Here is an 18,078-nt window from a genome sequence, read left to right on the forward strand (position 1 = left end):
TCCGGTTCACCAGGGGGCGGAGCCGATCGACGGCTCTCGACGTCACAGCCGTCCGGCGGCCTTGAGCGCGAGATAGCGGTCGGCCAGCCGCGGGGGCAGCTCCTCGGGCACGGCGTCGACGACCTCGACCCCGTGCCGCGCCAGCCGCGCGGTGACCTGGCGCCGTTCGGCCAGCACCCGCTCGGCCGCGGCCGCGTCGTAGACGGCTTCCGCGTCGCCCCGGCCCGCCGCCATCTCGGCGACCCGCGGATCGGCGACCGCGGCGATCATCAGCTGATGCCGCGAGGTCAGCTTGGACAGCACCGGGAACAGGCCTTCTTCCAGCGGTGCCGCGTCCAGGCCGGTCAGCAGGACGACCAGCGCGCGCCGCCGGGTCCGCCGCAGCACCTCGGCGATCATCCCCCGCGCGTCGGTCTCGACCAGCGACGGTTCGAGCGGCGCCATCGCGTTCACCAAGGCGGGCAACAGATCCGACGAGCCCTGGACCGCGGCGCGGACCTGACGGTCGTAGGCGAGGAGGTCGACGCGATCCCCCGCCCGCGCGGCGAGCACGGCCAGCAGCAGGGCCGCGTCCATCGCCGCGTCGAGCCGCGGCGCGTCGCCGACCCGGCCCGCCGAAACCCTGCCGGTGTCGAGGACCAGCACCACGTGCCGATCGCGTTCGGGACGCCAGGTCCGCACCATGACGTCGGACGCGCGCGCCGAGGCCCGCCAGTCGATCGACCGGACGTCGTCGCCGATCACGTACTCGCGCAGGGAGTCGAATTCCGTGCCCTGGCCCCGGATCAGCACCGCGTTGCGGCCGTCGAGCTGCTGCAGCCGCGCCAGCCGCGACGGCAGATGCTTGCGGCTGTGGAACGGCGGCAGCACCCGCACGGTCCACGGCACCTCGTGCGACCCCTGCCGCGCCGCGAGCCCCAGCGGCCCGGTCGACCGGACGGTGACCCGGACCGCCGTCCGGTCGCCGCGCCGGGTCGGCAGGAGCCGGGTGGTCACGACGCGGCGTTCGCCCGCGGGCAACGTCAGGCGGTGCCTGTCGTCCGCGCCGGCGCTGGGCGGCCAGGCGTCCCGAAGCCACGCACGCACCGGACGGCCACCGGGATTGGCGACGGTCAGCGTGACCTCGCAAGGCTCCCCCAGCCGCACGGACGTCGCGCCGGACCGCGCGAACACCAGCCGCCGCACGCTCCCGGCGAGGACGAGATCCAGCACCACCACCAGAAACAGCACCGCCGCGGCCAGCCCGATCCCGGCCCACGAGGGCAGCAGGAGGCCGACCACCGGCGCCGCGAGGAGCGCCAGCAGCCCGAGCCGCCCGGTGACGGCCATCAGCGAGGAACGGGCACGGACGCGAGGACGCGGTCCAGCACACCGTCGGCCGTCGCGCCTTCGAGTTCGGCCTCGGGCCGCAGATCTAGCCGGTGCCGCAAAGACGGCCGCGCCAAGGCTTTGACGTCGTCAGGTGTGGCGTAGTCACGGCCCGCGAGCCACGCCCACGCCCGCGTCGCGGCCAGCAGCGCCGTCGCGCCACGCGGGGAGACGCCGAGGCGCACGGACGGCAGCGTCCGTGTCGCGCGGCAGACGTCGACGATGTAGGCGATCACCTCGGGTCGCACGGTGACCCCGGCGACCGCACGCCGCGCGGCGTCGAGCTGGGCGGCCCCGGCGACCGGCTGAATCCCGGCCGCCGTCAGGTCCCGCGGGTCGAAACCCTGCGCGTGCCGGGAAAGGATGCCGAATTCGTCCTCGCGGGACGGCGTCGGCATGGTCAGCTTCAGCAGGAACCGGTCCAGCTGCGCCTCGGGAAGCGGGTACGTGCCTTCGTATTCGACCGGGTTCTGCGTCGCGATGACGATGAACGGATCGGGCAACAGCCGGGTCTTGCCGTCGTTGGAGACCTGCCGCTCCTCCATCGCCTCCAGCAGCGCCGACTGCGTCTTCGGCGGGGTGCGGTTGATCTCGTCCGCCAGCAGGAGGTTCGTGAACACCGGGCCCTCGCGGAAGGAGAACTCGCCGCTGTGCGCGTCGTAGACGATCGAACCGGTGATGTCGCCCGGCATGAGGTCCGGCGTGAACTGAACCCGGGTGGTCTTCAGGTCCAGCGCGGCGGCCAGCGCCCGCACCAGCAACGTCTTCGCCACGCCGGGAACGCCTTCGAGCAGCACGTGTCCCCGGCAGAGCAACGCGATGATGAGCCCGGTGACGGCCGCGTCGTTGCCCACCACGGCCTTCCCGACCTCGGCGCGCAAGGCGATCAGCGCCGCCCGCGCCTCGGCCGCGCCGTCCACACTGGACTGTCCGGTCTGTTCGGTACTCAAGACCGCTCCACCTCTCGTTCCACGACATCGAGTCCGTCCGCCAGCCGCACCAGCGCGGCGTCGTCGGCGGGCGGGTCCCCGTACAACAGCGCGCCGATTTCGGCGGGCGCGCGGCCGGTGCGTCCGGCAACGGACTCCACCAGTGCGGCGGGTTCAGCGTCGCGGGTGAGCCCCAGCAACGGCCTGAGCCGCGCGCGGGCCGCCTCACGCAGGGTTTCCCCGGCGTGCGCGGTGGCCTTCGCCTTGCGGTACAACCGTGCCCGTCCCTCGGTCGCTTCCGCCGCGCGCACCACGACCGGGATCGGCTCGGTCACCACCGGCCCCAGCCGCCGGGACCGCCACAGCGCGAGCAGCACCACCGCGACCCCGGCCTGCAGGGCCGCGTACGACCAGCCCGCCGGGATCAGTTCGGACAGCGGCTTCTTCTCGTTCTCCAGCGACGGATCGGCGGGCGTCGGCAGATACCAGACCAGCCGCTCGTGCTTGCCGAGCAGCCGCATCGCGAGCGCCGCGTTGCCCTCGTCGGCAAGCCACTCGTTGGTCAGCGGCTCGGGGGCGCCGAGCACCGTCACCGTCCCTTGTGGACCGGGGACGTCGAGGTACGAACCGCCGTAGCAATCCCGCGCCCTGGGCTGCGTGGCCGCGTACTTCAGGCCGCCCATCGTCGCGCTCCCGGCGGCGAGGGGAGCCTCGACCTGGCAGTCGGGAGCGCGGGTCTCGGTTTCGAGCTGGCCGCTCACCCGCACCCCGGGGAGGACTTCCTCGACCGTGCCGGGACTCGGCCGCACCAGCACGACGTCCTCGGCGTCCCGCCGGATCTGCGTGAAGGTGCTCTTGGGCACGTATCCGGGCTCGGTGATCAGCACGGTCGCGCCCGTCGCGGCGCCCTTGAGTTCGGCGGCCGTGTGCACCGTGGTGATCTTGACGCCTTCCCGCTCCAGCAAGGTCGCCAGCGCGCGCCCGCCCGCGGGCTCGTAGGACCCCGGTTCGAGCGCGCCGGTGGTCTGCTCGCCCTGGACGAGGACGAGCAGCGTCCCGGTCAGCACGAGCAGGAAGACGACCGCGAGCGGAAGCCGCACCCCGCGCCAGATCCGGCGGGCGTCGGGCGAAACCGAGGTCATCCGGCCGCCAACGCGACGGGGCGGGCACGACGGCAGCGTTCGTCCAATTCGGACAGTGAGCGGTAGCCTGCCTCGGTGGCCGGGATCCCGCCGTAGTGGACGTCGTCGAACAACCGGGCGCCGGCGCGCAGCGGGTCCGCGACGTCGAGCAGCAGCCGTCCGGCTTCGAGGGCGGCCTCGTCGGCGGTCCGGCCGGATTTCTCGTCCAGCAGCGCCCGTTCCTCCAAGGACCGCACCACGGCGCGGAAGATCTCACGGACGGCGTCGTCGAAGTCGCCGCGCGACGCGGCCTCCTCGGCCGCCTTGCGGTGTTCGCCGGATGCCTTGCGCTGCCCCGCGAACACGGCCCGTCCGCTCTTGGCCGACGTCGCCAGGGGGCCGGACCGCACGCGGATCACCACCACCAGCACGATCAGCACGACGACCAGCAGCAGCACCGCGAAGATCCCGCCGGGCACCACGCCGTCGACGGTGTCGAGGAAGCTCAGCAGCTTTTCGAGCACCCAGCTGAACGCCTCGGACAACCAGCTCGGTTTCGCGTTCTGATAGGCCGATCCCGAGAGCTCCTCGGCGGCGCGCAGCCGGGCGGTGTCCCGGTCGATGTCGACCGGGACGTCGGTGAGGAAGCGCGTCACCATGCCTGCGGCGGGGGCGGCGGCGTGATCCCGGCGGCGCGGGCCAGTTCGATGTCCATGCCCTCGCGGCGCATCCGCTGGTCGATGTAGAGGATCACGGTCACCAGCGCGGTGAACGGGCCGACGACCGTCTGCGCGATCACCGTCCCCACCGACTGCAGGATCAGGTCACCGGTCGAGGGAACGTACATCTGGTCCAGATTGCCGAAAATGGACAGGAAGGCGCTGAAGCTGAACGGCAGCGTGATGATCGACGCCAGGAACGACGAGATCACGTAGGCCAGCAGCAGGATCCCGAACACCCGCCAGAACATGCCCGAGACCAGCTTCACCGACCGGCGGAACGCCTCCATCACGGTGCCGCGTTCGAGGATGAACGCGGGGCTGGCCAGCGCCCAGAAGGTGTAGGGGATGATCGCGGGCAGCAGGCAGAAGATCGCGCCGACCAGGATCGCCAGCGTGTAGAGCACGGTCAGCCCGAGCAGCGGCAGCAGCCGCGGCGTGGCCTCCTTCACCGCCTCCTTGAAGGTGACGGGCTTGCCCAGCACGGCCCGGCCCATCAGGACGGTCAGGAATCCGGTGAGGATGGTCGTCCCGAGCAGGGTGGCGACGAGCGTGATGAACGACGACGCCAGCGACCCGCCCAGGACGCCGAGCATCTGGTTCATCAGTTCCTGATCGGTGGCCGCCGGGCCGAGATCGCGGACCTTTTCGAGGTCGCCGGTGGTGTCGACCAGCAACAGCCCGACCAGGTTGAGGGCCGCGGTGAGCACGGCGGTGACCGCGGCGGCGCCGAAGACCATCCGCCAGTACCTGCGCATGGCCGTGACCGCGCCGTCGAGGATGTCGGTCAGGTTCAGCGGCCGCAGCGGGATGACCCCGGGCCTGCCGAGACCGACCTTCCAGTTCGCGTACTGCTGCTGCGGCGGCTGATAGGACGGCAGCGGAGGCGGCGGCGTCGCCCCGGACGGGGACTGCCACTGCTGCTCCGGCGCCGGTGACGGCGGCACTTCCCCCTGCGGCGGCGTCGGCGTGTCCGCCTGCGGCTGTGCTGGTTTGTCCGCCTGCGGCTTCGGCGTCTCGGTACCTTCCGGCCCGGACGGTCCGCCGGTCTCCGTCATGCGACAGCCCCTTACCCGTTCTTGTTGCTTGCGCCCACTCTTCCAGAGGGCCCGACACCCGGCCAGAGCTGGGGTGACGACACTGATGGGTGACCACTCGCCTCACCGTGGATACCCTCTGCAGCCAAGCAGTGGGAGGGGAGGCCGTTAGCTCGTTATGCTGAACATCGGACCGGGCGCCCCCGGTTCGCCCCTAGAACCACCGGGACCGACTTGATGACGCAACCGCCCCACGGCCAGTGGCCGCCACGCGGCGCCGTCCAGCCACCGCCGGTGCACGGCCAGCCACCTCCCCAGGTGCCCGGCCAGCCCCCTCCTCAGTGGCACGGCGCGCCGCACCAGTTCCCGCCGCCGCCACGCCGGTCCGTGGGCGCGATCGTCGGCATCTGCCTCGGCGCGGTCGCCGTGCTGGTCCTCGGTCTGGTGGCGATCGTTTCACTCAATCGTGACGGCAACGATCACGTGGCGAACGCGGGCTACAGCACCCTGCCGAACCCGCCGTCGTCGACGGAAGTACCGGCGACCGGTTCGTCGTCGCCCTCGTCCTCGACCAACCCGTTCCCGACGTCGCCGACCAGGGCACCGTCCTCTTCGAGCGGGCCGCAGAAGATCCTCAAGCTCGGTGACCACCCGATCCTCCAGGATCCCAACGCCGGCCTGCAGAACCGGGTCTGCACGCTGCCGCAGTGGCAGAGCAGTCAGCAGGCGGCCGAGGCGTTCTTCACCGCGGCGGGCAAATGCCTCGACAACGCGTGGGGCCCGTTCCTGGAGGCCTACAAGCTGCCGTTCATCCCGCCCGCCCTGCACTTCCCGACCGGGGCCAGCTTCGAAACCGAATGCGGCACGATCCAGGTGGGCATCGCGACGGCGGCGTACTACTGCGAGAACAACCTCTACGTGCCGTTCCGGGGTCTCCAGACCGACCAGTACGGCAACAACCCCGGCGTCTACCTGGCCCTCTTCGCGCACGAGTACGGGCATCACGTGCAGGAGGTCGCCGGGCTGATGGACGCTGCCTGGCAGAAGATCTACGACTCGGGCCAGAACAGCCCCGCCGGGCTGGAGATGTCGCGGCGCAAGGAACTGCAGGCGCAGTGCTTCTCCGGGATGTTCCTCGGCGCGCACGTCGACCAGGGCGGCACGGTCAGCCGGGACATGTACAACAAGGCGTGGAACGACCAGGAGACCCGCGGCGACAACACCTCGCGCAGCCAGGACCACGGGACGAACGCGCATTACGCGTCCTGGTGGCGGGCGGGCGCGAGCAACAACCGGATCGCCGACTGCAACACCTTCTCGGCCCCTTCGAGCGCCGTTTCCTGACTCTCGCGTTTCGTCCTCTGGATGCGGTAGTTGCGCGTGCAAGTACCGCATCCAGAGGACGAAACGCGGACGTCGTCAGGCGGCGACGGGGACCCGCGGCCCGCGCAGCACCAGGAAGACGTACATCCCGCCCGCGAAGCAGCTGAACACCAGCAGAGCCAGCCCCAGCGGCCGCCGCGCGTCGCTGGCGCCCGCCGTCGTGTCGACGGCGTGCACCGCGATCCCGTCACCCGAGGCACCGTCGGGGACGACGACGTCGATGCGCTCGCCCTTGCCGTGCCCGCAGCCGTTGAGCGATCCCTCGACCGGCTTGCCGCCGAATTCGAACTTGACCTTCTCGCTGGCCCCGCCGCCCGCACAGGGCGCGGGCTGGACGACCTCCGCCTGCACGGTCGTCCCCTGGGTTTCGTTCGAGATACCGAACAGCCCCGGCCCGGCGAACCAGGCCAGGAAGATCACCAGCAGGCCGGCACCGGCCGCCACGGCCAGGGAGTTCCACCCCGGGGTGAGCCCTCTGGCGGGGTCCGATCGCTTGCGCACGTCCGCCATGCTCCCAGAACCTCGCGGCAAAACACAGCGAGCCCTACAGCGATAGCAAAGGTCCCCCGCTACCGCTCGATCGTCTCCGCGGAGGTCACCTTCCGGACGTACAGCAGCTTGTCGCCCGGCTCGATCGCGTCCGCCTGCGGAGCGTCCACCCGGTACAGAACGCCGTCGCGGACGACGCCCAGCACGATGTCGGGCAGATGCCGCGGCGAGCCGCCCTCTTCGGACGGTTCCACCGGGCGTTCGGCGATCGCGAGGCCGGACTCGGGGGTGAGCAGGTCCTCGACCATGTCGACCACCAGCGGTGTCGACGTCGCCATGCCGAGCAGGCGCCCGGCGGTCTCGCTCGACACCACGACCTGGTTCGCGCCCGACTGCTTCAGCAGGTGGACGTTCTCCGCCTCCCGCACCGACGCCACGATGTGCGACTTCGGCGCGAGCTCGCGGGCGGTCAGCGTGACCAGCACGGCGGTGTCGTCGCGGTTCGGGGCGACGACGACGGCCTTGGCCCGCTGCACACCGGCGACGCGCAGCACGTCGGCGCGGGTGGCCGAACCGTGCACGGTCACCAGGCCGAGTGACGTGGCCGCTTCGAGGGCCTGCTGGTCGGTGTCGACGACGACGATGTGGTCGGGTTCGACGTTCTCGTCCCCGAGCAGCGCGTTGACCGCCGACCGGCCCTTCGTGCCGAATCCGACGACGACCGTGTGGTCACGCACCTTCGTCCTCCACTTTTGGATCTTGAAAGCCTGACGGGAGCGCTCGGTGAGCACTTCGAGTGTGGTACCGACCAGGACGATGAGGAAGAGCACCCGCAGCGGCGTGATCACCAGGACGTTGACCAGCCGCGCGGACGACGTCGCGGGGGCGATGTCGCCGTAGCCGGTGGTCGACAGCGAAACCGTCGCGTAGTAGAGGCTGTCGAGGAAGCTGAGCCCGTCGCCGTTGGCGTCGCGGTAGCCGTCCCGGTCGAGGTAGACGATCAGCACGGTCGCCAGCAGGGCGAGCATCGCACCGATGATCCGTTTGAAGATCGACCGCATCGGGCTGACCGTCAGTTCCGGCATCCGGATCACGCCGACGAGCTCGTGGTCCGGGCGGTCGCTCAGCCTGACCGGGAAACGCTTGAGAACCCTCATGCACAGGCTCCGGCCTGGTCCGCGTCACTCACGGTCGGGAGGATAGCCGAAGAACCTTACGTTCAGCGCGGTATGCGAAGCTCAGGGCATGTCTTCGGATTCCAAGCCGTCTCAGCGGCCCGCTTATTTCCTCGCCGGCCTGCTGGGCGCGGCCGGTGTCCTGCACTTCGTCCAGCCGAAGCCCTTCGACGCGATCATCCCGAAGCAGCTCCCCGGCTCCGCGCGGGCCTGGACCTATGGCTCCGGCGTGGCCGAGCTGGGCGTCGCGGCCGCGGTCGCCAACCCGAAGACGCGACGGCTCGGCGGGCTCGCGGCCGCGCTGCTGTTCGTCGTGGTCCTGCCGGGGAACGTGAAGATGGCCGTCGACGCCGACCGCCGGAAGGCCCCGAAGCACTGGCGAGCGGCTTTCTGGGCCCGCGTCCCGCTCCAGATCCCCCTGGTGACCTGGGCGCTGAAGGTGCGCGACCGCGCCTAGAAACCCTCGCGTTTCGTCCTCTGAATGCGGTACTTGCGCGTGCAACTACCGCATTCAGAGGACGAAACGCTAGATCGTCGGGACGCCGCGCAGGAGCTGTCGCAGGCCTTCGGCGTCCAGCAGATCCGCCGGGCGGACGGTCTTGTCGTGTTTCACGTAGTGGAACGCCGCCCGCACCTTCTCCACGGGGATCTTCTTCAGCGCCGCCCACGCCAGCCGGTACGCCGCGAGCTGCACGGCGAGCGACTCGAGCCGGTCCTTCTCCGGGACGGCGCCGGTCTTCCAGTCGACGACGGTCCAGCCGCCGTCGGGCTCGGCGAACACGGCGTCCATCCGCCCGCGCAGCGTCACGCCCACGACGTCGGCCGAGAACGGGACCTCGACGGCGTGCGGCACCCGGTGCGCCCACTCGCTCTTCTCGAACGCCGTCTGCAGCGCCTCCAGCTCCGAATCCGGCGCTTCGTCGACGTCCGCCGCACCCGGCAGGTCGTCGATCTCCAAGAGCTGTTCACCGCCGAACCGCTGCTCCAGCCACCCGTGGAACGCCGTCCCCCGGCGCGCGTAAGTGTTGGGGCGCACGGGAAGCGGCCGCCGCAGCCGTTTGGCCAGCGCGGCCGGATCGGCCGACAGCTCGACCAGCTGACTCACCGAAAGATGCGGCGGAAGCACGACCTGCTGCACCCGGTCCCGCGCCCGCGCGCGCTCCTCCAGCAGCACCTTGGTGTCGGAGATCCAGCCGTCCGGATCGTCTTCTTCCTCCTCGAAGCCCTCTTCGGCGTCCTCCATCGCACCCAGCACCAGATCGACGCCGTTGGTGACGCCCTCGCGCCGCGGCCACAGCGGATCGACCGGCCACCGCGACCGGCGGGAGTCGGCGACCAGCGGGTTCTCCCCGTCGGCCTCCGGCTCGTCGGCCCAGTGCTCGATCCGGCCGACCGAGTTCTCCCGCATCACCTCACCGATTTCGACCAGGAACTCCGACGGGCCCTTCGGCCGCGCGCTGCTCTCGTTCCACCAATGGCCGGAAATCAGCATCGTGTGCTCGGACCGGGTCAGCGCGACGTAACAGAGCCGCCGTTCCTCGTCCGCTTCGCGCGCGACGAAACCCTCTTCGTGCAGTTCCAGGGCTTCCTGGACTTCCTTGCGGTCATAGCCTTCCGCGACCCGCAGCTCCGGCAGGTCCTCCGAGTCCCCGCGCAACGCCGCCGGCAGCGAGGTCGAGGTCCTAAGCCACGACGACGATCGCCGTCTCCCGGGAAAGACCTCCTTGACCAGGTGCGGAACCGCGACGATGCGCCACTCCAGTCCCTTGGCCGAATGCACGGTCAGCACCTGGACCCGGTCCGGGACGACCTCCACCTCGCCCGGGGTGAGCCCGTCCTCCGCGTGCGCGGCCGTGTTGAGATAGTCCACAAAGGACAAAAGAGTGGCCGTCGGCGAGGTCTCGGCGAAATCCGTGACGACGTCGGCGAAAGCGTCCAGATGCGCACGCCCGGCCGGTCCGGGGCGGGCCAGTGACTCGACGTCGAGCAGCATCGTGCGTTCCACGTCGGCGACCAGTTCCGGCAACGACTGGTCGAGGCGCCGTCGCAGCGCCGAAAGCTCCCTGCCGATCCGCTGGATACGCCGGAACCCCTCCGGCGAATACCGTTCCGGCGTCCCGGGATCGTCGATCGCGTCGGCGAGCCCCGCCTGCTCGACCCGTTCGGTCACCAGCACGGGTTCGTCCACATCGGACTTGCCCGACGGCGGCACCGGCGACGAGAGTTCGCCCGCGCGACGCCACAACGCCGCGAGGTCGGCCGCCGCGATCCGCCAGCGCGCCCCGGTCAGCAACCGGGCGGCGGCGCTGCCCGCGAGCGGATCGGCGAGCACCCGCAACGTGCTGACCAGGTCCGCGACCTCGGGTTCGTCGAGAAGGCCGCCGAGACCGACGACCTCCACCGGCAGCCCGCGGGCCCGCATCTCGGCCGCGATCGGTGCCATGTCGGCACGACGGCGCACCAGCACCGCCGCTGTCGGCGGTTTTCCGTTCTCCTCCAAGGATTCGAACCAGCGTTTCGCCACCGCGTCGGCCACCCACTCGCGTTCGGCGCGAATATCCGGCAGCAACGCGGCGGCGATGTCGGCCGGCCCCGCGCCTTCCAGCGCCCGCAGCCGTGCGACGCCGAGACCGCGCTCCCGCAACGGTTCCGAGATCGCGTTCGCGAGCTCCAGCACCTCGGGCGGGTTGCGGAAACTGGTCAGCAGCCCGAAGTCCAGGGCCGGGACGAGCCGTTCGCCGTTGTCTCGGGGGAAGTCCGTGGTGAACCGGGGCAGGTTCGCCGCGCTCGCCCCGCGCCAGCCGTAGATGGCCTGCGCCGGGTCGCCCACCGCCGTCACCGGCATCGGCGGATGTTCGACACCGCCGAACAGCGACCGCAGCAGGATCCGCTGGGCGTGCCCGGTGTCCTGGTACTCGTCGAGCAGGACGGCGCCGTACCGCTCGCGCTCCCCCGCGACCACCGCCGGATAGCTGCTGGCGAGCTGCGCGGCCAGCGACATCTGGTCGGCGAAGTCGAGCGCGCCTTCGGCCCGTTTCCGCGCGTGGTACGCCTCGACCAGCGGCAGGAGCGCGAGCCGGAACCGTTGCGCCGTCATGACTTCGGCCAGTTTCTGCGGCAGCGCCGCACGCTGTCCCTTCGCCCGCGGCGCCTTCTCGATGACGTCGCACAGCCACGACGTGTACTGCGCCAGCCGTTCGGTCTCGACCAGATGCTCACCGAGCTCCCCGGCCAGCGCGAGCAACTGCGCCGTCACCGTGGAGGGCACGCGATCGGTGTCGAGGTCGTTGTCCCAAGTGGACACCACGCGATGCGAGAACTGCCACGAAGACGTCTCCGAAAGCAGCCGGACCCCGGGCTGCACGGGCAGCCGCAGCCCGTGTTCGGACAGCAGCCGTCCGGCGTACGCGTGATAGGTGAGCACCGTCGGTTCCCCGGCGGTCACCGTCATGCGCAGGTCGCCGGTCGGGTCGATCTTGTCGAGCAGCCCCGAGCCGACCAGGCGGCGCAGCCGGGTGCGGACGCGTTCGGCGAGCTGGCGGGCGGCCTTGCGGGTGAAGGTCAGGCCGAGGACGCGTTCCGGCGGAACGACGCTGTTGGCCACCAGCCACACCACGCGCGCGGCCATCGTCTCGGTCTTGCCCGCGCCCGCGCCCGCGACGACCAGCGACGGCTCGATCGGCGCGGCGATCACCTCGGCCTGTTCGTCGGTCGGGGTGTGCAGGCCGAGCGCGCGGGCGATCTCGGCGGGTTCGACCTGGCGGCGCTGCAGTTCGGAGATCAAGGACCGGTCACCTGCCTGCCCTCGGGTCGCAACGGACAGCAACCCCTTGCCGGGCACCGATCACAGTCCGGGTTCTCGGTGACCCCGTACTCCGGTCCCGCCGCGGATCCGGCCGCCGAACGCACCAGTTCGAGCCACTGCTTGCCACCCTCCTCGTCGAGCGGCGCCTGCTCGCGCTGGGTGGATCCGGTCTTGTTGTTGGACTTCGCGACGTAGACCAGCCGCGCGCCGCCGGGTTTCGAACCGCCCTCGACGGCGCCGAGCAGCACGGCGAGCTGGTACGCGGCCAGCTGCGGATGCTGTTCGGCGTCCGAGGCGGAGATCGGGACCTTGCCGGTCTTGATGTCGATGACGACCGGGCGTCCGTCCTTGTCCATCTCGACGCGGTCGACCCGGCCGCGCAGGAGCACCCGGATGTCGGTGTCGCCGTCACCGACCGGAAGTTCGACTTCGATGTCCTGCTCGACCCCGGCCTCGATCAGTTCCTTGCGGCTGGATTCCAGCCAGGAGATGAAGTTCCGCAGCATCTGCTCGACCCGGGACCGTTCGCGACGCGAGAACCACGGCGCTCCCGCGTCGACCCGCACCCAAGCTTCGTCGAGGGCCGCGCGGATCTGCTCGTCGCTGCTGCCGCCCGCGACCGCTTGCGCGAGACCGTGCACCAGGGTTCCGGTGACGGCCGCGAGTTGCGCCGGGTCACTGCCGCCGTGGCGTTCGATCAGCCACCGCAGCGGGCATTTGACCAGAACCTCCACTGTGGACGGTGAGATGCGGATCAGGTCGCCGGGACCGTGCACGGGTTCGGCGGTGGAGGGTTCCAGCAGGCCGTACCAGGTCCCCGGATGCGCGCCCGGGACACCGGCGGCGGCCAGTTTCGCGAGCTGACGCGCCGCCCGCTGACGCCGTTCAGGCTCGCTCGACTCATCGCAGACGACCTCACGCAGTTCGCCGACGAGCTCGGCGAGCACCAGCGATCGTCCCGCCGGCTTCATCCGCGAGTCGAGACCGCCGTCGTCCGCGCCGTTCTCCTCCAGGTCGTCGATGAACCGCGAGGGCTGCTCGTCCTCCCCCGCGACCGCGCTGACCAGCAGGATCTTCCGCGCCCGGCTCGCGGCGAGGTAGAACAGCCGCCGCTCTTCGGCGAGGATCGGCGCGGTGGCGGACACCTTTTCGTCGTCGACACCGGACATGAGGTCGACCAGCCGTTCCACGCCGAGCACGGAACCGCGCAGCCGCAGATCCGGCCAGCTGCCCTCCTGGACCCCGGCGATCGACACGACCGTCCATTCGCGACCGGCGGACGCGTGCGCGGTGAGCAGCGAGACGCCGTCGCTCTTCATCGCCGCGGGCGCCAGCGTGTCACCCGCGATGTTCTGCGCGGACAGGTAATCCGCGAACGACGCGACACTCGCCTTCGGCAATCTGTCGACATAGCGACCGGCCGCGTCGAAGAGCGCGACGATCGCGTCGAGGTCCCGATCCGCCTGCGAACCCAGGGAACCGCCGCGATCGACCAGACGCAGGAAGCGCTGCTCCAGACCGCTGTCCTGCCACAGCTCCCACAGCACCTGCTCGACGCCTTCGCCGCGCACCACGGCCTGGTGCGCGGCGTGCAGCAAGCCACCGATACGACGCATCGGCAGCGATTCGGCCTCGGCGAGACCGGTGAGGACATCGTTGGTACGCAAGGCTTCCACCAGCAATTCGTCACTGGATCGCTGTCCGCCTCCGGCGAGCTCCAGCCTGCGCAGACCGCGCCGCAGCCGCCGCAACGCGAGTGGATCCGCGCCGCCCAAGGGCGAGGACAGCAGCATCTCGGCGAGGTCGACGTCGAGCAGTTCCGGATCGGCGGCGAGCCGTAGCATCGCCAGCAGCGGCCGGACGGCGGGCTGTTTCGCGAGCGGCAGTTCCTCGGTGGCCGACCCGATCGGCACCCCGGCGGCGCGCAGGGCACGTTGCAGGACAAGAAAAGTACGGGCGGGCGACCGGACGAGCACCGCCATCTCCGACCACGGCACGCCTTCGACGAGATGCGCGCGGCGGAGCTGATCGGCGATCCAGCTCGCCTCGGCGGCCGGGGTCGGCATCAGCCGGACGCGGACGGCGCCACCCTCGGCGTCCGGAGCGTCGACGAGCTTGCGCTGCGGCGACGAGCCGGGCAGCACGGACCCGAGTTTCGTGACCGCCGTGCGAATCACCGGGGCGAGCCGGTGCGCGGTGGTCAGCAGGACGGTGCGCTCGCCGTCTCCGTCCGCGTCGGCGAACAGCCGGGGATCCGCGCCGCGGAAGGAGAACACGGACTGATCGGGGTCGCCCGCGACGACGAACTCGTCGGCCGCGTGCCCGATGAGCCGGACGAGCTGGGTCTGCAGCGGGTCGAGGTGCTGCGCGTCGTCGACGAACAGGTGACGGACCCGCCGCTGCTCGCGTTCGCGCAGTTCGGGGTCGTCCTCCAGCGCGAGCAGCGCCGACGTGACGAGTTCAGCCGCGTCGAGGGCGGGCGCGCTCGCCACGCCCAGCGCGTTGCCGCCCGCGCCCTGCAGCAGGGTGACTTCTTCGTACTGGCTCCAGAACCGCCCCGCCGCGACCCACTCCTCGCGGTCGCGGCGCCTGCCGAGCTCGACCAGGTCTTCCGGGCCGAGCCCACGTTCGGCGGCGCGGAGCAGGAGGTCTCGCAGCTCCTCGGCGAAACCGGGCACGTTCAGCGCGGGCCGCAGCTGCTCCGGCCAGTCGAGCGCGCCTTCTTCGAGGTCACCGGCGAGGAGGTCGCGGACGACGACGTCCTGTTCCGCCCCGGCCAGCAGACGGGGCGGCGGGAGTTCGTCGGCCTGCGCTTCCATGCGCAACAGCGCGTACGCGTACGAATGCACCGTGCGCACGAGCGGCTCGCGGATCGTGCGCGGCAGCGGATCCTCTTCCGGATCGGTGGTGAGCCGGTGGGTGATGTCGGCGCGCAGGACCTCGGCGGCCTTGCGGGAAGTGGTCAGGATGAGCACGCTCTCCGGATTCGCGCCCTCCGCTATACGCCGCGAAGCCGCCGAAGCCAGCAAGGCCGTCTTGCCTGTTCCAGGGCCGCCCAGGACCCGGCGGAAGCCGTCCGGGGCGGCCAGCAGGCGGCGGGCGCCGGAATCCCACTGGAAGGACGGCGTGCCGGTGACCGGCGTGCGGACCAGCCGCGCGTCGGTTCCTGCCGCTGTTCGCCGCCCGTTCACGCCCACGATGGAACCACGCCCCGCCGACACAACCTCGCAGCGGCACGGCAAAGTGGTCCCATGGATGACGAACTGCACGAGCGGGTGCGCGAGGTCATCGCGAGCGTGCCCGCCGGCTCGGTCGCGACTTATGGGGATATAGCGTCGGTTTCGGGAGCCCCGTCACCGAGGCTGATCGGGCGGATCCTCAGCGAGGACGGCCAGGACCTGCCTTGGCACCGCATTCTGCGCGCCGACGGGACACCGGCTCCGCATCTGCTCGACGAGCAACTGCAACGGCTGCGCGCGGAGGGTGTCATACCCGACGGCCAGCGCGTCGACCTGCGAAAATACCGGTGGCAGCGTGATCCCGACAACGACGCTGGCCTTGGCGGACTTTTTTAGGTTAGCCTCGCCTAATGAGTTACATCGAGGCGAAGGTGACCGGCGTCCGGCGGCTCACCCCGCACATGAGCAGGGTGACCTTCTCGGGGGCGACGCTGGTGGACCAGGCGCCCGACCAGTACCTGAAGGTGTTCTTCCCGCAGCCCGGCCAGGCGGAGCCCGTACTCCCCGCGCCGCTGAGCGGGGACGAGGTGTACTCCTGGTACAAGACCTACCTCGCGATGCCGGACGACGTCCGCCCGCCGATGCGCACCTACACCGTGCGCGCGCTGCGGCCGTCGGTGCAGGAGGTCGACATCGACTTCGTGCTGCACGGCGATGAAGGCCCCGCCTCCGCGTGGGCTTCGGGCGCTTCGGAGGGCGACAAGGTCGCCTTCCTGGGGCCGCACGGGCTCTACAACGTGCCCGAAGGGACGACCTGGCAGCTGCTGATCGGCGACGAGACCGCGATCCCGGCCATCGGCGCGATCGTCGAGGCGCTGCCCGCCGGGACGCGGGCGCTGGTCTACGTCGAGATCAGCGACCGCGAGGACCGGCAGGTCTTCGAAACGCAGGGAACGGTGGAGTTGCACTGGGTGGTGCGCGGTTCTCAGCCCGTGGGCGAGGCCGTGCTCGAAGCCGTGCGCAAGGCGGAACTGCCGGGCGGGACGGCCTACGCGTGGGTGTCCGGCGAGGCGAACATGGTGAAGCTGGTGCGACGGCACCTCGTCCGGGAGCGCGGGGTCGACAAGCGGGCGATCTGCTTCACCGGGTACTGGCGGCAGGGCATGAGCGAAGAGGCCGCCGGACGGGAAGCCATGCGACAGGCCGAGGCGGGCAAGGTTCCGGCGTCGGACGACGACTGACCTGCGAAAAGAGAGCAAGGGACCTTTGCTGTCGTTAGTTAGTGCGCTAACGAACGCTAGCAAAGGTCCCTTGCTCTCCCGGGCGCCTGCCGTCTCCCTGACGCCTCCCTCGCCGACGCAATGAACCTCAATAACCCCAGTAACCTCGCACGTCACGACGGGTGCGCGTGAAGGCCCCCTTCACGCGGCTCAGCCGAGGAAACTCGCCCTTCACGCCAGGCCCAAGTACATGAAGGGGTCCTTCACAGAGCCAGGCGCAAGCAAGGGGACCTTCATGTACCACCAGACCACAGCGACAAAGCGCGGAAGCCGGCAAAGCCTCAGTGCGGCACCCAAAGCGTCACCCGCGTCCCCCGCCCCGGATGCGAATCGATCGTCCCTCGGCCGCCCACCTCCGCCAGCCGCGCCATGATCGACTGGCTGATCCCGAACCCCGGCGGCCGCTCCAGCATGCTGAAGCCGGTCCCCTGATCCCGCGCGATGACCGCGATGCCGCCGTCGCTCTCTTCGACGCGAAGCACGACCTGCTTCGTCCCGGCGTGCTTCACGGTGTTTCGGAGCGCTTCGCGGACAGCGTCACGGATGGCGGTCCGGCGCGCGTGCGAGAGGCGGTAGTCCTCTTCGGTCTCGGCCGCGACGAGCTGGGTGCGGAGGCCGTCGCGCGCCATTTCGGTGGCGACTTCGGCGAGGTCCGCGGCGAGTCCGCGGGACGACGGCGCGTCCGGGCCGACCAGTTCCCGGCGGAGTTCGGCGGCCTGCGCCCGCGCGGTCGCGCGCAACTCCGTGAGCCGTTCCGCGGCCGCGGAATCGTCGTCCGGCGCCTCCAGTCCCATCGCTTCCAAGGCCTGGAGGACGCTGTCGTGCATGACCCGCTGGGTCCGCAGGCGTTCGGCGCGCTGCCCTCGGCGCATCCCGATCCCCAGCGCGAACCGGGTCCCGACGCCGAGCAGGATCAGGATCCCGGCCGTGGTCACCACCGCCACGACGAGCGCGACCATGCACCCCACCGACCGGCTCACCGCGAGCGGATGGTCGAGCGGGAGCCCGCCGATCCAGGTCAGGAACGCCCGGAACGGGAAGGCGGCGATCAGCAACACGAAGGCGGCGGGCAGTCCGAACGACAGCGTCCACAGCGCCACCGTCCCGACGATCCACGTCCACGCGACGTCGATGGCGAACGGCTGGATCTCGGTCGGCGCGGCCACGGCCACGATCGTCGTGAGCACCACGCCCACCACGAGATCCGCGTACATCAGCCGCCCGGACGTCTTCGCCCGGACCCCGCGGCCGCGCACCACCCACCAGACGGCGAAGACGTTGAGCAGCACCGCGAAGATCGTCGTGCCGAGCACCGGGACGATCCCCGCCGAGCCGTTCGAGACCGCGAAACCGATGTACACCTTGGGAAACGCGGCCACGCGATAGAAGATCGGGCCCAGCGCGGAGTAGCGGATCGCGCGCATGAGCATCGAATCCGCGGAATCTTCGCGATAGCGCCAGTCCGGAACGGAGTCGGGATCGGGTGCTTCGTCGGCGGGGCTGGCGCCCAGCACCGAAGAGCCCTTTCTCAACATCGCGCGCACGAAAGTGACCGATTGAGACTCGGACATCCGCCGCCCTCCCGTGCGTCCG

14 protein-coding genes are annotated in these 18,078 nt (G+C 70.8%); 4 read left to right on the forward strand and 10 right to left on the reverse strand.

The features are described 5' to 3' along the window. Nucleotides 1-42 precede the first annotated feature (42 nt). The 5 genes from IE302_RS39865 to IE302_RS39885 are packed head-to-tail and all read right to left on the reverse strand — an operon-like array spanning nucleotide 43 to nucleotide 5,195. Entirely contained in the window at nucleotides 43-1,329 is a 1,287-nt protein-coding gene (locus tag IE302_RS39865) for a DUF58 domain-containing protein (protein ID WP_191259642.1), read from the reverse strand. After that, entirely contained in the window at nucleotides 1,329-2,288 is a 960-nt protein-coding gene (locus tag IE302_RS39870) for an AAA family ATPase (protein WP_191259681.1), read from the reverse strand. The genes IE302_RS39865 and IE302_RS39870 overlap by 1 nt, the downstream gene beginning before the upstream one ends. A 26-nt stretch (nucleotides 2,289-2,314) precedes the next feature. Further along, nucleotides 2,315-3,439 carry a DUF4350 domain-containing protein gene (locus tag IE302_RS39875; RefSeq protein WP_191259643.1) on the reverse strand — a complete coding sequence of 375 codons (1,125 nt, stop codon included), beginning with the start codon at nucleotides 3,437-3,439 and terminating at the stop codon, nucleotides 2,315-2,317. Then, the gene (locus tag IE302_RS39880; protein WP_191259644.1) at nucleotides 3,436-4,077 is read right to left on the reverse strand and encodes a DUF4129 domain-containing protein; all 642 of its coding nucleotides are present in this window, start codon (nucleotides 4,075-4,077) and stop codon (nucleotides 3,436-3,438) included. The genes IE302_RS39875 and IE302_RS39880 overlap by 4 nt, the downstream gene beginning before the upstream one ends. Then, complete coding sequence (locus tag IE302_RS39885) at nucleotides 4,071-5,195, reverse strand: DUF7847 domain-containing protein (protein WP_191259645.1); 1,125 nt, start codon at nucleotides 5,193-5,195, stop codon at nucleotides 4,071-4,073. Before IE302_RS39885 ends, IE302_RS39880 begins: the two co-directional genes overlap by 7 nt. Nucleotides 5,196-5,561: 366 nt before the next feature. Here IE302_RS39885 and IE302_RS39890 point away from each other — a divergent pair, with 366 nt between their 5' ends. Then, nucleotides 5,562-6,518 (forward strand): neutral zinc metallopeptidase, encoded by a 957-nt coding sequence (locus IE302_RS39890; RefSeq protein WP_191259682.1) that lies wholly within the window; start codon nucleotides 5,562-5,564, stop codon nucleotides 6,516-6,518. Between the two features lie 75 nt (nucleotides 6,519-6,593). Here the strand turns inward: IE302_RS39890 and IE302_RS39895 are convergent, their stop codons facing one another. Next, nucleotides 6,594-7,001 (reverse strand): hypothetical protein, encoded by a 408-nt coding sequence (locus IE302_RS39895; protein ID WP_191259683.1) that lies wholly within the window; start codon nucleotides 6,999-7,001, stop codon nucleotides 6,594-6,596. A 125-nt stretch (nucleotides 7,002-7,126) separates the two neighbouring features. After that, nucleotides 7,127-8,203 carry a potassium channel family protein gene (locus tag IE302_RS39900; RefSeq protein WP_191259646.1) on the reverse strand — a complete coding sequence of 359 codons (1,077 nt, stop codon included), beginning with the start codon at nucleotides 8,201-8,203 and terminating at the stop codon, nucleotides 7,127-7,129. 88 nt (nucleotides 8,204-8,291) lie between these two features. On the opposite strand from IE302_RS39900, the gene IE302_RS39905 reads away from it, so the two are divergent. Next, nucleotides 8,292-8,678 carry a DoxX family protein gene (locus IE302_RS39905; RefSeq protein ID WP_020633741.1) on the forward strand — a complete coding sequence of 129 codons (387 nt, stop codon included), beginning with the start codon at nucleotides 8,292-8,294 and terminating at the stop codon, nucleotides 8,676-8,678. A gap of 69 nt (nucleotides 8,679-8,747) precedes the next feature. On the opposite strand, the gene IE302_RS39910 is transcribed toward IE302_RS39905, so the two are convergent. Beyond that, nucleotides 8,748-12,005 (reverse strand): ATP-dependent helicase, encoded by a 3,258-nt coding sequence (locus IE302_RS39910; RefSeq protein WP_191259647.1) that lies wholly within the window; start codon nucleotides 12,003-12,005, stop codon nucleotides 8,748-8,750. After that, nucleotides 12,002-15,223, reverse strand: a complete 3,222-nt coding sequence (locus IE302_RS39915) for an ATP-dependent helicase (protein ID WP_191259648.1) — start codon at nucleotides 15,221-15,223, stop codon at nucleotides 12,002-12,004. The genes IE302_RS39910 and IE302_RS39915 overlap by 4 nt, the downstream gene beginning before the upstream one ends. Nucleotides 15,224-15,277: 54 nt before the next feature. Here IE302_RS39915 and IE302_RS39920 point away from each other — a divergent pair, with 54 nt between their 5' ends. After that, the gene (locus tag IE302_RS39920; RefSeq protein WP_191259649.1) at nucleotides 15,278-15,601 is read left to right on the forward strand and encodes an MGMT family protein; all 324 of its coding nucleotides are present in this window, start codon (nucleotides 15,278-15,280) and stop codon (nucleotides 15,599-15,601) included. A 14-nt stretch (nucleotides 15,602-15,615) separates the two neighbouring features. Then, nucleotides 15,616-16,446: a siderophore-interacting protein gene (locus IE302_RS39925; protein ID WP_191259650.1), complete on the forward strand. Its 831-nt coding sequence runs from the start codon at nucleotides 15,616-15,618 to the stop codon at nucleotides 16,444-16,446. Between the two features lie 320 nt (nucleotides 16,447-16,766). Here IE302_RS39925 and IE302_RS39930 read toward each other — a convergent pair whose 3' ends face one another. Beyond that, nucleotides 16,767-18,056 (reverse strand): sensor histidine kinase, encoded by a 1,290-nt coding sequence (locus IE302_RS39930; RefSeq protein ID WP_191259651.1) that lies wholly within the window; start codon nucleotides 18,054-18,056, stop codon nucleotides 16,767-16,769. Nucleotides 18,057-18,078: the final 22 nt, after the last annotated feature.

The organism is Amycolatopsis oliviviridis (assembly GCF_014654365.1).
In the GTDB taxonomy this organism is placed as follows: Bacteria; Actinomycetota; Actinomycetes; order Mycobacteriales; family Pseudonocardiaceae; genus Amycolatopsis; species Amycolatopsis oliviviridis.

Bases quoted from the DNA above. Each gene is read 5' to 3' on its own strand.
- IE302_RS39865 (WP_191259642.1), bottom strand. From the start codon at position 1,329: ATGGCCGTCACCGGGCGGCTCGGGCTGCTGGCGCTCCTCGCGGCGCCG.
- IE302_RS39920 (WP_191259649.1), top strand. From the start codon at position 15,278: ATGGATGACGAACTGCACGAGCGGGTGCGCGAGGTCATCGCGAGCGTG.
- IE302_RS39885 (WP_191259645.1), bottom strand. From the start codon at position 5,195: ATGACGGAGACCGGCGGACCGTCCGGGCCGGAAGGTACCGAGACGCCG.
- IE302_RS39930 (WP_191259651.1), bottom strand. From the start codon at position 18,056: ATGTCCGAGTCTCAATCGGTCACTTTCGTGCGCGCGATGTTGAGAAAG.
- IE302_RS39880 (WP_191259644.1), bottom strand. From the start codon at position 4,077: ATGGTGACGCGCTTCCTCACCGACGTCCCGGTCGACATCGACCGGGAC.
- IE302_RS39875 (WP_191259643.1), bottom strand. From the start codon at position 3,439: ATGACCTCGGTTTCGCCCGACGCCCGCCGGATCTGGCGCGGGGTGCGG.
- IE302_RS39925 (WP_191259650.1), top strand. From the start codon at position 15,616: ATGAGTTACATCGAGGCGAAGGTGACCGGCGTCCGGCGGCTCACCCCG.
- IE302_RS39900 (WP_191259646.1), bottom strand. From the start codon at position 8,203: ATGAGGGTTCTCAAGCGTTTCCCGGTCAGGCTGAGCGACCGCCCGGAC.
- IE302_RS39905 (WP_020633741.1), top strand. From the start codon at position 8,292: ATGTCTTCGGATTCCAAGCCGTCTCAGCGGCCCGCTTATTTCCTCGCC.